A 16,597-nucleotide genomic window follows, 5' to 3' on the forward strand; every position below is an offset into this window, starting at 1 on the left:
GTCGACCCCTCTCGGCGGCCCCCACTCACCCCACCCCGCCCGCCCCCTCCCCAGAGGTGAAGCGCCTGCGGTAAGCCGACGGGCTCATCGCCGCGTGCGCCCTGAACCGGCGGGCGAAGAGGTTCGCGTCGGGCCAGCCGACCTCGCGGCCGACGTGCCCGACCGGCAGGTCGGTGCGGAGCAGCAGCGCGGCGGCGGTCTCCACCCGGTACTGCGAGAGGTAGGCCATCGGCGGCAGTCCGGTGGCCGTCTTGAACTGCCGCGCCAGATACCCGGCGGACACGTGCAGCTCACCGGCCAGTTCGGCCACGGTCCAGGGCCGCGCGTACCGGGACTCCAGCAGCCGCATGGCCCGGACCACCACCGGCGGGGTCCGCGCGCCGGGCCGCCCGTTCGGACTGCGTTCGGCGGACGCCCGCGCCAGCACGCCGAGGAACAGGGTGAGGTGGCCGATGAGGTCGCCCCGGCGCTGCGGGGCGGGGGCGTGCCGCAGCGTGTTCAGGGCGTCGAGATGCCGCAGGCACTCCTGGAGGGCCGTCTCGCCGAGGCGCAGGGCGAGCAGGCCGTTCCGGTCCGCCGAGCGCGGTCCCGTCCAGAGCAGGTGCCCGAGCAGCGGGTCGTCCCGCATCCACTCCAGCTCCCGCAGCAGGAGTTCCGCGCCGAAGCAGCAGACGTAGAGATCCAGGCCCCGGCAGTTCTCGTAGCCGTGCCACGGCCCCGGACGCAGCAGCATGACGTCCCCGACTCTCAGCCGGTGCCGCCCGGCCGAGGAGTGGTGCTCCCCCTCGCCGGCGGTGACGACGACCACCTCGACGAAGCTGTGGGTGTGCGGCGCGAAGGCGTCCTCCATGAGGTGGTGCCCGGCGTAGACCTGCACTCCGTGCGTGAGGGAGAACAGGCCCCGCGCCTGGGCCGTGGGCGGCGGTTCCATGGGGCCGGACACACCTTCGGTCGATTGTGTGAAACGCTTCAAATCACCGCCGAAGCTAGGTTTCGCCCGCTGCCCTGTCAAGGGCTTCCTCCTGCTTGACGGAGGGGTGATCCGCTTCCTACGGTGACACCGCCCACCGGATTGAAGCGTTTTACTGGAGAGGCGGGAGCCGCACCATGTCCGCAACCCCCCTGACGGTCTCCGCCCCCGCCGTGGAACACCGCACGAGCGCCCTGGGCATCGGCGAGGACCGGCCGAGGCTGTCCTGGACCGTGGAGTCCGCCCCGGAGAACTGGCTCCAGGACGCCTACGAGATCGAGATACGGCCGTCCCACGGTCCGGCGTGGAGCAGTGGCCGGGTGACCGGCGGCGACTCCGTGCTGGTGCCGTGGCCCGGCGACGCGCCGGCGCTCACCTCGCGCGAGCGGCGGACCGTACGGGTGCGGGTCTGGGGCCGGGACGGGACGTCTTCCGGGTTCGGTCCCGCCCTGGAGCTGGAAGCGGGGCTGCTCTCCCCCGGCGACTTCACCGCCGCGATGATCGCTCCGGCGGTTCCGGAACTGCGGCGCCCCGTCATGCTGCGCACGTCGTTCACCCTGCCCTCCCGGCCCGTGCGGGCCCGCCTGTACGTCACCGCCCAGGGCCTGTACGAGGCCGAGCTGAACGGCGTACGGGTGGGTGACGAGGTGCTGGCCCCGGGCTGGACCAGCTACCACCACCGGCTGCGCTACGCCACCCACGACGTGACCGGGCTGGTGGGCGAGGGCGCGAACGCGGTGGGGGTGTGGCTGGCCGAGGGCTGGTTCAGCGGCAGGTTCGGCATCCGGGGCGGCCGGACGCAGATCTACGGCGAGCAGCCGGGGCTGCTGCTGCAACTGGAGGCCGAGTGCGCCGACGGCACGCGGGTGACCGTCGGCACGGACGACGGCTGGCGGTGCGCCCACGGCCCGATCCTGACGTCCGGTCTGTACGAGGGTGAGCGCCACGACGCCCGCGCCGAGCCGGACGGCTGGTCGCGTCCCGGTTTCGACGCCGCCGGCTGGCAGCCGGTCCGTGAACTGGACTTCGACCGCTCGGTGCTGTGCGCCCCCACCGGCCCGCCCGTCCGCCGGGTCGAAGCCCGCTCCCCGGAACGCGTCCTCACCTCCCCCACCGGGCGGACGATCCTCGACTTCGGCCAGAACCTCGCGGGCCGCGTACGGCTCCGGGCCCAGGGCCCGGCGGGTACGACGATCACCCTGCGGCACGCCGAGGTCCTGCAAGGCGGGGAGCTGTACACCCGCCCGCTGCACTACGCCGACGCCACCGACACGTACGTCCTGCGCGGGGCCGGGAGGCCCGAGGTGTGGGAGCCCCGGTTCACCCTGCACGGCTTCCGGTACGTCGAGGTCACCGGCTGGCCCGGGGAGCTCGACCCGGCGGACGTCACCGCGCAGGTGGTGCACACGGACATGCGGCGCACCGGCTGGTTCGGGTCGTCCGACGAGCTGCTCGACCGGCTGCACGAGAACGTGGTGTGGAGCATGCGCGGCAACTTCGTCGACCTCCCCACGGACTGTCCGCAGCGCGACGAACGTCTCGGCTGGACGGGTGACATCCAGGTCTTCGCCCCCACGGCGTCCTTCCTCCACGACTGCGCCGGCCTGCTGACGTCCTGGCTCGCCGACCTCGCCCACGACCAGGACGCCGACGGCACCGTCCCCTTCGTCGTCCCCGCGATCCCGCTCCCGCACTGGACCCCGGCGTGGCCGGCGGCCGTGTGGGGGGACGCGGCGGTCCTGGTGCCCTGGACCCTCTTCCGCCGCTTCGGGGACCGGGGCGTCCTGCGTGCCCAGTACGACAGCGCCCGCGCCTGGATCGACCTGGTGGCCTCGGAGTGCGACGCGGACGGTGTCTGGCGCCGCAGGGGGCAGCTCGGGGACTGGCTCGATCCGGCGGCGCCCCCGGAGGACCCGTGGCAGGCCCGCACCGATCCCCTCCTCGTCGCGCAGGCGTACTTCGCGCACTCCGCCCGGACCCTGGCCCGGATAGCCGGTGAACTGGGGGAACAGGCCGACCGGGACCGCTACGACGCCGTGGCGGACGAGGCGCGGGCCGCGTTCCGGCGTACGTACCTCACGGCTGAGGGCGGGCCCACCTCGGACACCCAGACCGCCTGCGCGCTGGCCCTGCGCTTCGGTCTGCTGCCCGACGCGGAGACCGCCGAGGCCGTCGGCCGGCGGCTGGCGGAGCTGGTCGCCCTGGAGGGGGACCGGATCGCGACCGGGTTCGCGGGCACCCCGGAGATCTGTGACGCGCTCGCCGAGGCAGGGCAGTACGACACGGCGTACCGGCTGCTGACGCAGCGCGCGTGCCCGTCCTGGCTGTACCCGGTCACGCAGGGGGCCACCACGGTCTGGGAGCGCTGGGACAGTCTGCTGCCGGACGGGACGGTCAACCCCGGGGAGATGACGTCGTTCAACCACTACGCCCTCGGTGCCGTGGCGGACTTCCTGCACCGCACGGTCGCGGGCCTGGCCCCGGCCGAGCCCGGCTACCGGCGGCTGCGCGTCGCCCCGCGGCCGGGCGGGGGGCTGACCCGTGCCGAGGCCCGGCACCTCACTCCGTACGGAGACGCTCGCGTCGGCTGGCGTCTCGCGGACGGCCTGCTCACCGTCGAGGCCACGGTGCCGCCCAACACCACCGCCGACCTCGACCTGCCGGGCCTGCGGGAACACCTCGGCAGCGGCACCCACCGGCGCACCCTGCCCTGGCCGCCACCGTGACCGCCACCGAGATTGAAGCGTTACAATCACCGGCATGCAGGGGGCGAAGACGGCCGAAGGGCACGGGAGATGAGCGCGGTCGGCGGCGTCGGCATCAAGGACGTCGCGCTGCGCGCCGGGGTGTCGATCGCCACGGTCTCCAACGTCCTGAACCGTCCCGAGCGGGTGGCGCCGGCCACCCGTGAGCGGGTCGAGCACGCCATCGACGCCATGGGCTACGTCCCCAACGCGGCGGCCCGCCAGCTCGGCGGGAGCCGGGGCAGCCTCGTCGGGCTCCTCCTGTTCGACGTGCGCAACCCCTTCATGACGGACATGGCGCGCGGCGCGGAGGACCTCCTGCACACCGCCGGCCGGGCCGTCACCCTCTGCAACACGGACGTCCGGCCCGAGAAGGAGCGGCGGTACGTCGACCTCCTGTGCCAGCACAACGCCGCCGGCCTCCTGATCACCCCGGCCTCGGTCAGCGGTGCCTGGCTGGCGGGGCTGCGTGAGCGCGGTCTGCACGTCGTCCTCCTCGACAACTCCGAGGCCCTGCCCGACGTGTGCTCGGTCGCCGTGGACGACGTCGCGGGCGGGGACGCGGCGGTGACGCACCTGATGGCGCGCGGGCACGAGCGGATCGCCTTCGTCACCGGCCCCGCGCACATGCGGCAGTCGGTGGACCGGCTGGCCGGGGCGCGCCGGGCGCTGGAGCGGGCGGGCCGGGCCGCCGACGGCCTCCAGGTGATCCACACGACCGCGTTCACGGTGGACCAGGGGCACCGCGCGGCCGAGCAGCTCCTGACGGCCGGCGCGCGGGCCACGGCCGTGTTCTGCGCCAACGACCTCCTCGCGCTCGGCGTCCTCCAGACCGCCTCGCGGGCGCGGCTGCGCGTCCCCGACGACCTCGCGATCGTCGGCTACGACGACATCGACTCCGCCGCGACCGCCGGCGTCCCCCTCACCACGGTCCACGTCGACGGCTACGCCCTCGGCCGGGCCGCCGCCGAACTCCTCCTCGACGAGGACCACCCCGACCACACGCACCGCCGCCTCGTCTTCCCGCCCCACCTCGTGGAACGCAGCTCGACCTAGGCCCGGATCAGCAGGGCGACGCCTGCGGTGACCGCGCCGAGGGTCAGGGCGGCGGTGCCGTGGGTGAGGCGGTGGGCGCGGAGCCAGGGCAGGGCGCGGTCGGCGGCGAGGCGGCCGGGGCCGGTGAGGGTGAGGCCGGCCGCCACGGCGGCGAGCAGGAGTTCCAGTTCGACGCCCTGCGGGGCGAAGAAGCCGCCGCCCCACTTGACGGCCGTCGCGTTGATCATCGTTCCGACGACGGCGGCTCCGGCGAGCGGGGTGAGCAGTCCGAGCGCGAGGCCGAGTCCGCCGAGGGTCTCGGTGAGACCGGCGACGAGGGCCATCGTCTGCGCGGCGGGGTAGCCGCTCATCGCGAAGAACTGGCCGGTGCCTTCGAGCCCGGCGCCGCCGAACCATCCGAAGAGCTTCTGGGTGCCGTGCGCGGCCATGGTGACGCCGAGCACGAGCCGGATCAGGAGCAGTCCGGCGTCGTAGGCGTTCGAGGTGGTGGCGGGGGTGGTGCGGAGGGTGCTGGTCATGGGTGGTCTGCCTCTCCGGGCGTCGATGATTTTCATGGTGATGATTCGCATGCGAACTATACACATAGAGCTACTTGTGGCGGCAACCATTTAGCGTCGTATCATTCATGCGTGGAAGACAAAAGCACTCTCGACGCCGAGCAGGAGCGCGCCTGGCTCGCGCTGCTCAAGGGGCACCCCTTGCTGGTGAACCACCTGGACGCCGGTCTGCGGGAACACGCGGGCCTGTCCCTCATCGACTACGGGATGCTGGCGACGCTGTGGGAGGCGCCCGAGCGCCGCCTGACGATGGCGGCGCTCGCCCGCTCCGTGGTCTACAGCCGCAGCGGGCTGACCCGGCTGGTCGACGGCCTGGAGAGCCGGGGCCTGGTCGTCCGCGAACGCCTCGCCACGGACCGCCGGTCCTGGTACGTGGTGCTCACGGACGCCGGCCTGAAGGCGTTCGAGGACGCCCGCCCCCGGTATCTCGCGGACGTCCGTGACCACTTCGTCGCCCTGATCACCCCGGCCCAGCTCAAGGCCGTCGCCGCCGCCTACGGGGCCGTCATCGCCGATCTGGCCCCCGACCACGAGGAGTTGCGCCAGTACCACCCCGCCGCCGGGGACTGAGCCGCTCCGGCCCGCAGGGCGGTGACGCTGCGCACCTGGTGCCCCCGGCCGTCTCGCCAGGTCAGCGAACCGAACGCCCACGCCCCGTAGGCGGCGTCGGTGCGCGTGAAGGTGACCGTGTACGTCGCCGAGGCGCCCGGCGCGACGACGAGCCGGCGCGGTGAGACGGTGACGTCGAAGCCGGGCGGCGCGTCGACCGCAACGGTGTAGACGGACGGCCACCGCGCCACGTTGGTGACGGTGCGGGACACGCTCTGGCGGCCGGTCAGGTCACCCACGGAGACGGTCGGGTGGTTGAGATCGCTCGGGTCGGTCTTCCGCGCGGTCGCGCAGGCGTCGCTCCCGTCGCCCGTCACCGGGCTGTGGCCCAGCGCGCAGACGTACGCGATCCAGTCGGCGGACGTCGAGTCGTAGACCAGCCCCGGGTCGTCGGCCCTGGAGGGACGTGCCTGACCGGCTCCGAAGTCCAGCGGGGTGCCGGGCGTGCCGTCCTCGCGGCGGATCGGCCCGCCATCGTCGTCGGCGGTCGTGGCGGTGGTCATCAGGGCCGACTTGACCGCCATGGGAGACCAGTCGGGGTGCAGGGATCGCAGCAGCAGTGCCATGCCCGCGATGTGCGGAGCGGCCATCGACGTGCCGGACATCAGCCCGTGCTCGCCGGTGTAGGCGCCGTCCTCGCCGCCCGGGGTCGTCCCCGCGACGACGTCGACGCCGGGGGCCGCGATGTCCGGCTTCAGCAGGTCGCCGCCGCTCACCGGGTCGGGGCCGCCTGCGGAGAAGGCCGCGATCCGGGGTGCCGGTTGCCGGGTCGCCTCGGCCGCGCTCAGCCCGGCCGTGGCCCCGGCGGTGGCGGCGTACGCCTTGACGGCGAGACCGGTCGCGTTGTCGACGTGCACCCCGGGAACGGCGTGGACGTCGGCGAACCGGGCCTCGCCCGCAGTCGCGTCGTAGAGGACCATGCCCGCGCCGCCCGCGGCCTTCACCTGGGCGCTCTTGTCGACCCGTGCGTTGTCCCCGCGCCGGCACAGCACGATCGCGCCCGCGACGGACGCGGGGTCGAGGGTGTCCGGTTTGCACAGTTCGGCCTGTGCGGGGTCGGCACCGGCGCGGGCGGCGCGGGCCGCGTCGACGAGCCGGGTGGCGGCCACGGCCGAGGCGCCGACGCCCGCGCCGGTGTACGAGGTGCCGTCGCCGAGGGTGAGGGTGGTGCGGAACGCGACGTCGTGGGTGGAGGCGGCCACCGAGGTCACCCAGGGGGCGACGGGCTCGACCGTGCCGGGTCCGTCGTTGCCCGCGGCGGCGGAGACGAACACGCCCGCCTTCGCCGCGTTGAACATCGCGGTGACGATGGGGCCGGTGAGGGTTCTGCCGACCCCCACGGAGTAGTTGATGACGTCGACGCCGTCCGCCACCGCCTTGTCGTACGCGGCGACGATCCCTGTCGAGTCGCAGCCCTCGCTCCAGCACACCTTGTAGACGGCGATCCGGGCGGCGGGGGTGAGCCCGGAGACCGTTCCCGCGATGCCCGTTCCCGGCACGGTCGCGGGGACGTCGAGGTTTCCGGCGGCCGTGGTCGCGGTGTGGGTGCCGTGGGAGTCGGCGTCCATCGGGGAGGCCCAGTCCCGGTCCGTGGGGCTGTCGACGCCGGCCCGGAAGTACTGCGCGCCGATCACCTTGTTGTTGCAGGTGACCCGGTGCGCGGGGTCGGCGCCCGGATCGCAGCCGCCCTTCCACTTCCCGGCGATCACGGCGGCGTCGGGGCGCGGTTCGGGCAGCGCCCCCAGCGACGGGTTGCGCGGGTCGATGCCGGTGTCCAGGACGCCGACGATCATTCCCGCACCCGCCTCACGCTGCCCGCCGGGGACACGGGAGTAGAGGCCGTCCCTGCCCTTGAGGCCGAGGAACCCGGCGGTGTCGGGGACGGCGACCGGTGTTCTCGTGGGGTGGGAGGCGAGGGGGTAGATCTCCTTGCGGGTCAGGGAGGTGACCTCGGGCGAGCGGGACAGCCTGGTCGCCTCGGCGGCGCTCAGCTCGGCGGTGAAGCCGTTCAGGACGTACTGGTAGGTGTACAGGGGCTTGATGCCCGGTACCCGGTCGAGCACCTGGTCGCGTTCGTGTGCGAGGCGGCCGAGGTGGTCGCGCACGGCCCGGGTGCCCGTGTCGAGGCGGTGTCCGGGGCGGGGCGCGGTCCGGTGGTCCGTCGCGACCGGGCTCGCCGCGAGCTGCACGAGGTAGGTGCCCGCCGGGTACGACGTTCCGGCCTGCGCGGCGGGGCGGTCGGCCGGGGCGGCCCGGACGGGTGAGGTCGAGGACAGTGCGAGGCCGCAGGCGAGGAGGGGGACCAGCACTCTGGCCGCCGTGGCGGTGAGGCGGCCGGCGTGGGGGGTGTGGGGGATCACGTGCTTCCTGTTTTCTCGAAACTTCCGCGCCGGGTCCGCGCGGTGGGTGTACGGCGTCGGTGTCAGCGGACGCGGTGGCCGGCCCGGTAGACCGCGCGGACGTCCATGACGGCGGCGATGTCGTCGACCGGCGAACTGCCGAGCACCAGGAGGTCGGCGTGGGCGCCGGGGCGCAGGACGCCCTTGTCGCCGCCGCGTCCGACCGCTTCGGCGGCCTCGGCGGTGGCGGACCTCAGCACCTGGACGTTGGACATCCCGGCCCGGGCGAGTTCGGCCAGCGCGTGGGGGTAGACGCTGTGCGGCTTGGCGGGGACGATGCCGGCGTCGGTTCCGGGGACGACCCTGGCGCCGGAGGCGATCACCTTGGCCGCGAGGTCCCACAGGGCGCTCTCGCGGGCCGCGACGGCGGGCGGGACCGGTGATCCGGGCAGGGTGCCGACGGTCAGGCTGACGAAGACGCCCCGCCGGACCACCTCGTCCAGCAGCTCCTCGCGCAGGCTCACGCCGTCGGCGGAGAAGAAGGTGAAGTGCTCGACGGTGTCGAACCCGGCGCGTATCACGTCCTCGACAGCCTGCGCGGCGTGGACGTGGGCGGCCGTCGTGAGCCTGAGCCGGTGCGCCTCCTCGACGATCAGCCGCAGGTCGGCGAGGCCGTACTGCTGGTGGAGGGGGCTGGAGCCGGGCGTCATGTTGCCGCCGCTGGCCATCACCTTGACCACGTCGCAGCCCCGCTCGGCACGCTCCCGTACGGCGGCCCGCAGTGCCTCCGCCCCTTCGGCCTCGCCGCCGAGGAAGTGGCAGTGGCCGCCCCGGGTGGTGATCGGCGGGCCCGACGCGACGATCTCGGGGCGCTCGGTCTCCGGGACCGTCTCGCGCAGTGTCACCGCGAGGTAGTCGCGGTCCCCGAGGTCCCGGACGGTGGTGACACCGGCGTGCAGCGCGCTCGTCGCGGCGGCGCGCGCGGTCTCCAGCACGGTGCCGGACGCCTGCGACGTCACGTGGGCCACGGCGTCCGGGCCGGCGTCCCAGCACAGATGGACGTGCGCGTCGACGAGGCCGGGCAGCAGCCAGCCGTCCGGGCCGAAGTCCTCGACCGTCGCGTGCTGCGGTGGTGCGGCGCCGGTGAAGTCCACGTCACGGATCACTCCGTCCTGGACCAGCACCAGGCCCGGCCCTCTCACCTCCCCGCCGTCGAAGACGTGTCCCGCCCGTAGCGCGTGAAGCCCTGAGTGCACGATGGCCGACCTCCCGGCGAATGCCGTGTGATGGGAACGGACGTCAGATGATCATCTGAACGGCGGCCCATGCTGGCAGAGCGCCGACCGGGGTCCGGCGGCGATTCGACGGGTTCGGGCCTGCCGCGAGGGCGGCGACCTGCTTGAACTCTCACGAACCCCTGGGAACCCCGAGGTCGGTTTCGTGCTGACTGTCGTACGCCCTGTGCTAGCCGCCCCTGACGGCGGGTCACATGCCGTGCGTGGCCTTGAGCTGGAGGGACAGGACGAGCCTGGTGTTGGCGTCGGCGAGGTCGATGCCGGCGGTCTGTTCGATCTTGCCGAGCCGGTAGCGCAGGGTGTTGGCGTGGATGTGCAGCGCCTCGGCCGCGGTGCGGACGTTGCCCTGGTGTTCCAGCCAGGCGTGCAGCGTGGGTACGTAGTCCGTGCTGTGCGCGGCGTCCTGGCGCCTCAGCCGCCACAGGGGTGTGGTGGTGTCCAGGTCGGCGACCGTCGTCGGTTCGAGGAGCCGGATGAGGGCCGCGCGGGCCCAGCACTCCTCGAAGGCGAGGGGGGTGCCGGGGTCGGGTGCGAGGCGGGCGACGGCGAGGGCGCGTTCGGCCTCCTTGCGGGCGCGGGGCAGTTCGGCGCGGTCGTCCGTGGCGGAGCCGATGCCCGCGTGGACGGGCAACGGGCCCTGGGGTCCGTCGTCCAGGAGGTCCCGTACCCAGTCCCGCACGGTGTCCACGGTGGTGCCGCGCGCGCCGGTCATGGTCAGGACGAGGTACCAGAGGTTGGAGAGCTGTCCGGCGTGCACGGTCATGCCGCCGACGCGGGGCATGAGGGCCAGTCCGTGTTCGAGGCGGGAGCGGGCGACGGCGCGGGCGGACGGGTCGCTCGGGTCGATGGAGAGCGCCGCGACCCAGTGGGTGCCGTCGGGGAGGTCGATCGAGTCGCCGGAGCCCGTGACGGTGGGTCCGCCGTGCAGGAGGACCGCGAGCTGCTCCATCTCGACGTGATGGGTGCGGTGGGCCTCGGTGCGGCGGCGCATCAGGTGGACGGCGACGCGCTGGCCGGCGCGGGCGAACGCCGCCACCCGGCGGTCGTCGGCGCCTTCGGTCACCGCCCACATGGAGCCCAGGGCGAAGCCTCCCGCGCGCAGTCCCACCGCGAGCCGGTCGGCGGCGCCCTCGATGACGCCGCGCACCACCACGGGCGCCTCGCTGCGGCTGATGGCCTGCCGCACGCCCTGGGCGGCCAGCGCCTGCGAGAACCGCTCGGGGGCACGCCGGTTGAGCAGCGTCTCCGCGCGCACCGCGTCGCCGCCGGCCTGGTCGCTGGAGTAGGCCAGCAGCCAGCCGGCGGGGTCCTCGACGGTGACCGGTCCGCCGATCGCGTCGGCGGCGAGGTCGGCGAGCTGGAACAGGTCGTGGACGAGGTCCGCCCCCTCGGCCGGCCCGGTGCCCAGGTCGTCGGTGTGGCGGGCGATCTCGCCCTGGAGGAGGGCCACCGCCTGCAACCAGTCGATGCCGTCGTTGAGCACGAGGATGCCGCAGCCGTGTCCGGCGGCGGCCCGCAGCAGTTCGGCGTCGTCCTGGGCCCGGCACTTGGCGACCACGGCGGCGGCGACGCCGCTCAGGCGTCGCAGGAGTTCCGCCAGCACGGTGACGTCCTCCGTGCCGATGGCGAGGACGATCTCGCTGCGCGCCGGGTCCTGGACGGAGCCCGTCTCATGCACGCGCACCCCGCTGACCGGGAGCGACGGCTCGGGCAGGAGGACGGCGCGCAGGACGTCGCCGCCGAGCGAGGCGGCCACGGTCTCCAGCCGGGGGCCCGCCGCCCCCGGTTCGGGTCGGGTCGCCATGTCAGATCGCCGTCATGCCGCCGTCGGCGACGACGGCCGACCCGGTCATGAACGTGGACAGGTCGGAGGCGAGGAACAGGGCGACGGAGGCGATCTCGTCCGGCCGGCCCTCCCTGCCGATCGGCTGCCAGGACGGCAGGGTGTCGCGGACGGCCTCGATGCCGCCCATCCGTTCGGCGTGGGCGAGGTTGATGGGGGTGTCGACCCATCCCGGGCAGATGCAGTTGCAGCGCACTCCCGAGGTGGCGAAGTCCCGCGCCACCGCCTTGGTCAGCATCAGGACGCCTCCCTTGCTCGCCGTGTAGCCGGCCAGGACGGGTTCGGCGACGAGGCTGTTGACCGATCCCATGTTGATGATCGAGCCGCCGCCCGCCCGCAGCAGGGCCGGCACCGCGTACTTGCAGCCGAGGAAGACGCCGCGGAGGTTGACGGCGAGCATGCGGTCGAAATCCTCGACGGTGGTGTCCAGCACGCTGCCGGGGATGGAGAGCGCCGCGTTGTTGACCATCGTGGTCAGCCTCCCCCAGGTCGCCTCGGCGGCCTCGACGGCGGCGGCGACGTCGTCCGCGTCGGAGACGTCGGCGCGCAGCGGCCGGACCGCCTCCGGGTCGTCGCACAGGTCGGCGGTGCGCCGCACCCCGGCCTCGTCGATGTCCGCGGCGAGGACCTTCGCGCCGGCCGCGACGAACGCGCGGGTGATGGAGCGCCCGATGCCGCTCGCCGCGCCGGTGACGACCGCGACCTTGCCGTCCAGAGTGATCACCGCATGCCTCCCGTGGCGGACCTGTTTCGGAGAGTCCCACCGATCCGGCCGCGCATCGTTGGGGGATCGGCCAATGACAGGGCGGGCGAAACGCTCGAACATTGTGCCATCCCGCGCGGCGAACCCGCAGGCCGGACCCCGTCGGCCGCCCGGCCGCGAGCATCACCCCGTACGGATGGCTTCCGTCGTTGTCCGATCGGACAACCCACCGTGCGGATCGCGCTCCCCAGGAAAGTGAAGTCGAGCCCATGGCCAATGCCCCCGACAGCACCCCCTCCCCCGCCCCCGGCCGCGTGGCCGACCGGGTCTGTGTCGTGACCGGCGCCGGTTCCGGCATCGGCAGGGCCATCGCCCACCGGCTGGCCGAGGAAGGCGGGCTGGTCCTGTGCGCGGACGTCTCCGAGGAGACCGCGCTCAAGACCGCGTCCGAGATCACCGAGGCCGGCGGAACGGCCGAGGGCCGCGCCGTGGACGTCTCCTCCAGCGCGGCCGTCGACGCGATGGTCCAGGCCGCCGTGGACCGCTGGGGACGGGTGGACGTCCTGGTCAACAACGCCGGCGTCAACCTGCCCGGGCTCCTGCACGAGGTCCCCGACGACGTCATCGACAAGACCCTCGACGTCAACGTCAAGGGCCAGCTCTACGGCTGCCGGGCGGTCATCCCGCACATGCTCGCGCAGGGCGGCGGCTCGATCGTCAACATCTCCAGCGTCAACGGCCTGGTCAGCGAACCGTTCCTGACCGTCTACTCGGCGTCCAAGGGCGCGAGCGTGATGCTCACCAAGGGCGTGGCGCTCGACTACGTCAAGCAGGGCATCCGCTGCAACGTGATCTGTCCCGGCTGGGTCGACACCCCGATCAACCACGCGCACGCGGAGCTGCTCGGCGGGCTCGACCACGTCTACGACACCATCGACTCGTTCCAGCCCATCGGGCGCCCCGGACACCCCCGGGAGATCGCCAACGTCGCGCTCTTCCTCGCCTCCGACGAGGCGAGTTTCATGACCGGCAGCGTCGTCGCGGTCGACGGCGGCATGACGTCCCAGTGACCCTCGCCCCTCCAACAGCACCAGGGGACCCCATGGCTTCCGACAACACAGAGCAGAGCGACGCCGCCAGACCGTCCATGAGCGACGACGAGGCCCGCCTGCACGAACTCGGCTACGCGCAGGAACTCGAACGCAGCATGTCGGCGTTCTCCAACTTCGCCGTGTCGTTCACGATCATCTGCATCCTGTCCGGCTGTATGACCCTGTACGGCTTCGGCATGAACACCGGCGGCCCCGCCGTCATGGTGTGGGGCTGGCCGATCGTCGGTCTGCTCACCCTCACGGTCGGCCTCGGCATGGCGGAGGTCTGCTCCAGCTATCCGACCGCCGGGGGCCTCTACTACTGGGCCGCCAAGCTCGCCAAGAGCAACGGGCCGGCCTGGGCCTGGTTCACCGGCTGGTTCAACTTCCTCGGCCAGGTCGCCGTCACCGCCGGCATCGACTTCGGTCTCGCCCAGTTCCTCAACGCCTTCCTGGACCTCCAGTTCGGCTTCGCCGCGACCCCCGGGCACACCGTCCTGCTGTTCGGCATCACCCTCCTGATCCACGCGTTGCTGAACGTGCGCGGCGTCAGGGTCGTCGCCCTGCTCAACAACATCAGCGTGTGGTGGCAGGTCGCCGGTGTCGCGGTGGTCGTCCTCGCCCTCGCCGTGTTCCCCAGCAGGCACCAGTCGGCCGGGTTCGTCTTCGGCCACTTCGTCAACAACACCGGCTGGGGCTCCAGCCTCTACGTCTGCCTGCTGGGCGTGCTCCTCGCCCAGTACACGCTGACCGGCTTCGACGCCTCCGCGCACATGACGGAGGAGACGCGCGACGCCGCCCGCTCCGGCCCGCGCGGCATCGTCAACTCCATCCTCATCTCCCTCGTCGCCGGCTGGATTCTGCTGATCGGCGTCACCTTCGCGATCCAGAGCTACGACGGCGCCCTCGGCAGCAGCACCGGGGTGCCGCCGGTGCAGATCTTCCTCGACGCGCTCGGCGCGACCGGCGGCAAACTGCTCCTGCTCATCGTCATCGGCGCCCAGTTCTTCTGCGGCATGTCGTCGGTGACCGCCAACTCCCGCATGATCTACGCCTTCTCCCGGGACGGCGCCCTGCCCGGCTCGAAGATCTGGCACCGCATCAGCGAGCACACCCGCACGCCCACCAACGCGGTCTGGCTCGCCTCCGGCGGCGCGTTCCTGCTGGGCCTGCCCTACCTGATCAACCCGACCGCGTACGCCGCCGTGACCTCGATCGCGGTGATCGGCCTGTTCATCGCCTACGTCATCCCCATCTACCTGCGGCTGCGCCAGGGCGACGACTTCGTCGCCGGTCCCTGGCAGCTGGGCCGCTGGAGCAGGCCCGTCGCGGTCGTCGCCGTCACCTGGGTGGCGTTCGTGACGGTCCTCTTCATGCTCCCGCAGGTCAGTCCCGTCACGGCCAAGTCCTTCAACTACGCGCCGATCGCCGTACTGATCGTGCTCGGGTTCGCCGGCGTGTGGTGGCTGGTGTCGGCGCGGAACTGGTTCACGGGTCCCCGGGTGCAGGGGTCGGCGGCGGAACTCGCGGCCATCGAGCGCGACTTGACGGGCGGCTGACCCGCAGCCGGGTTCAGAGCCGGTTCGCCCCGGTCAGCAGGGGCGAGTAGGACGGCCGCACGGCGGGCAGCGGAGGATTCAGCGCGCTGAACTCCGCTGCCGCGTGCACGATCCGGCCGTCGACCATGGTGAGCACCGACTCGATGCCGGGGATGCGCGCGTCCGGGACCTTCAGGTAGTCCTCGGTGAGCACCGCGAGGTCGGCGAGGGCTCCGGGCGTGAGCGTCCCCTTGTCGCCGTTCTCCTTCGACAGGGTGGCGCTGCCCTGGGTGAGCAGCCGCAGGGCCTCGACCCGGTCCAGCGTGTTCTCGGGACCGTAGAGGCGGGTGCCGCCGAGGGTGCGGCCCGTGGTGATCCAGTACAGGGCGATCCACAGGTTGTCGCTGGCCGCCCGGGTGGCGTCGGTGCCGAGGCCGACGGGGACGCCGCTGCGCAGGAAGCGGCGGACGGGCGGGGTGTGGGCGGCGGCGCGCGCCCCGTAGCGCTGCCGGAACGTCTCGCCCTGGAACGCCATCCGGTGCTGGACGGCGATCGAGCCGCCGAGTCCGGCGATGCGGTCGATCGTCGCGTCGGTGAGGGTCTCGCCGTGGTCGATGATGAAGCCGCTCGCGGGTCCGGTGGGGCCGTAGACCCGCTCGATGTTGTCCAGCAGCCGTACGGCGGACTCGTCGTACGTGGCGTGGAGGCGGAACGGCCACTCGTGTTCGGCGAACAGCGCGAGGATGTCGCGCAGCCGGGCGTCCATGGTGGGGGTCAGGTTCGGCCGGGGTTCCTCGAAGTTCTCGAAGTCGATCGCGTCGAACACCACGACCTCGCCCGCCCCGGCCATCGTGAGGAAACCGTCGCCGCCGGGCTTCGTCGTCGCGACGAACTCCTTGAAGTTGTCGAACTCGCTGCCGGGGGCGCGGGGGTAGAGGTGGTAGCCGATCCGGACGGTCAACTCCCCTTGCGCGTGGAGCTGGTTGACGACGCTGTAGTGGTCCGGGTAGAGGGTGCCGCCGCCCGCCGCGTCGGTGATGCTGGTGACGCCCCGGGCGTTGAGGTGGCGCATGTAGAGGCGGGTGGAGAGGACTTGGCTCTCCGGGTCGAGGGCGGGCAGCCGGGCCAGGGTGGCGTTCAGGAGTACGGGGCTGGGCTTGGCCAGCAGCAGGCCGGTGGGGTTACCGGCGGCGTCCAGCTCGATCTGGCCGCCGGGCGGGACGGGGGTGTCGCCGGTGATCCCGAGGAGTCGGACGGCGGTCTGGTTGAGCAGCGCGCGGTCGTACAGGTGCAGCAGGAGTACGGGTTTGTCGGGGACGGCGGCGTTGAGTTCGGCGAGGGTGGGCAGGCGCTGCTCGCGGAACTGCCATTTGGTGAAGCTCCCGACGACGCGAATCCACTGCGGCGCGGGGGTGCGGTCGGCCTGGAACCTGATCAGGCGCAGGGCGTCGGCGACCGAGGTGACGCCGGCCAGGGACAGTTCGCTGGTGTAGATGAGACCTTCGCGGATCATGTGGGTGTGCGAGTCGTTGAGTCCGGGGACGACGCGCCGGCCGCGCAGGTCGATCACGCGGGTGCCGCGTCCGGCGAACCGGCGTATCTCGGCGTCGCCGCCGGTGGCGAGGACGCGCCCGTCGCGGACCGCGAGTGCGGACACCGAGGACTTCGCGCGGTCCAGGGTGGTGACGCGGCCGTTGACGAGGATCACGTCCGCCGTGCGCCTGGCCGGCTTCGCGGTCGCGGTCTGTGTTCCGGGCAGCGTGGCGGCGACCGCTCCCGCGCCGGCGACGGCCAGCGCGCCGCGTCGGGAGAGGTGCCGCCCGGAGGCTGTTTCGTCGGACATCCTGGGGCC

The 16,597-nt window shown here is 73.0% G+C and carries 12 protein-coding genes; 5 read left to right on the top strand and 7 right to left on the bottom strand.

What is annotated here, in order from left to right; genetic code table 11:
• Positions 1 to 25: 25 nt before the first annotated feature.
• On the bottom strand, positions 26 to 931 hold the full coding sequence (locus ABZX85_RS12255; RefSeq protein ID WP_355865644.1) for an AraC family transcriptional regulator: 906 nt from the start codon (positions 929 to 931) through the stop codon (positions 26 to 28).
• 176 nt (positions 932 to 1,107) lie between these two features.
• On the opposite strand from ABZX85_RS12255, the gene ABZX85_RS12260 reads away from it, so the two are divergent.
• Together ABZX85_RS12260 and ABZX85_RS12265 are read left to right on the top strand one after the other, a co-directional pair.
• Positions 1,108 to 3,696, top strand: coding sequence for a glycoside hydrolase family 78 protein (locus ABZX85_RS12260; RefSeq protein ID WP_355865647.1), 2,589 nt, complete (start codon positions 1,108 to 1,110; stop codon positions 3,694 to 3,696).
• 69 nt (positions 3,697 to 3,765) lie between these two features.
• On the top strand, positions 3,766 to 4,770 hold the full coding sequence (locus tag ABZX85_RS12265) for a LacI family DNA-binding transcriptional regulator (RefSeq protein WP_355865650.1): 1,005 nt from the start codon (positions 3,766 to 3,768) through the stop codon (positions 4,768 to 4,770).
• Here the strand turns inward: ABZX85_RS12265 and ABZX85_RS12270 are convergent.
• Complete coding sequence (locus ABZX85_RS12270) at positions 4,767 to 5,288, bottom strand: DoxX family protein (protein ID WP_355865653.1); 522 nt, start codon at positions 5,286 to 5,288, stop codon at positions 4,767 to 4,769. The genes ABZX85_RS12265 and ABZX85_RS12270 overlap by 4 nt on opposite strands.
• A 111-nt stretch (positions 5,289 to 5,399) precedes the next feature.
• On the opposite strand from ABZX85_RS12270, the gene ABZX85_RS12275 reads away from it, so the two are divergent.
• The gene (locus tag ABZX85_RS12275) at positions 5,400 to 5,897 is read left to right on the top strand and encodes a MarR family transcriptional regulator (RefSeq protein ID WP_355865655.1); all 498 of its coding nucleotides are present in this window, start codon (positions 5,400 to 5,402) and stop codon (positions 5,895 to 5,897) included.
• On the opposite strand, the gene ABZX85_RS12280 is transcribed toward ABZX85_RS12275, so the two are convergent.
• From ABZX85_RS12280 to ABZX85_RS12295, 4 genes are all read right to left on the bottom strand, one after another.
• On the bottom strand, positions 5,822 to 8,296 hold the full coding sequence (locus ABZX85_RS12280; RefSeq protein WP_355865658.1) for a S8 family serine peptidase: 2,475 nt from the start codon (positions 8,294 to 8,296) through the stop codon (positions 5,822 to 5,824). The two genes, ABZX85_RS12275 and ABZX85_RS12280, sit on opposite strands and share 76 nt — an antisense overlap.
• Before the next feature lie 62 nt (positions 8,297 to 8,358).
• Positions 8,359 to 9,531, bottom strand: coding sequence for an amidohydrolase family protein (locus ABZX85_RS12285; RefSeq protein ID WP_355865660.1), 1,173 nt, complete (start codon positions 9,529 to 9,531; stop codon positions 8,359 to 8,361).
• A 229-nt stretch (positions 9,532 to 9,760) separates the two neighbouring features.
• Positions 9,761 to 11,374: a helix-turn-helix domain-containing protein gene (locus ABZX85_RS12290; protein WP_355865663.1), complete on the bottom strand. Its 1,614-nt coding sequence runs from the start codon at positions 11,372 to 11,374 to the stop codon at positions 9,761 to 9,763.
• Position 11,375: 1 nt separating this feature from the next.
• Positions 11,376 to 12,137: an SDR family oxidoreductase gene (locus tag ABZX85_RS12295; protein ID WP_355865666.1), complete on the bottom strand. Its 762-nt coding sequence runs from the start codon at positions 12,135 to 12,137 to the stop codon at positions 11,376 to 11,378.
• A gap of 248 nt (positions 12,138 to 12,385) precedes the next feature.
• On the opposite strand from ABZX85_RS12295, the gene ABZX85_RS12300 reads away from it, so the two are divergent.
• Together ABZX85_RS12300 and ABZX85_RS12305 are read left to right on the top strand one after the other, a co-directional pair.
• A complete protein-coding gene (locus ABZX85_RS12300) occupies positions 12,386 to 13,186 on the top strand; it encodes a glucose 1-dehydrogenase (protein WP_355865669.1) in 801 nt (266 codons plus the stop codon).
• Positions 13,187 to 13,218: 32 nt separating this feature from the next.
• The gene (locus tag ABZX85_RS12305; protein WP_355865672.1) at positions 13,219 to 14,766 is read left to right on the top strand and encodes an amino acid permease; all 1,548 of its coding nucleotides are present in this window, start codon (positions 13,219 to 13,221) and stop codon (positions 14,764 to 14,766) included.
• A 13-nt stretch (positions 14,767 to 14,779) separates the two neighbouring features.
• Here the strand turns inward: ABZX85_RS12305 and ABZX85_RS12310 are convergent, their stop codons facing one another.
• Positions 14,780 to 16,588: an amidohydrolase gene (locus ABZX85_RS12310; RefSeq protein WP_355865674.1), complete on the bottom strand. Its 1,809-nt coding sequence runs from the start codon at positions 16,586 to 16,588 to the stop codon at positions 14,780 to 14,782.
• Between the last annotated feature and the right edge of the window lie 9 nt (positions 16,589 to 16,597).

The organism is Streptomyces sp. NPDC004539, assembly GCF_040610055.1.
Lineage (GTDB): Bacteria > Actinomycetota > Actinomycetes > Streptomycetales > Streptomycetaceae > Streptomyces.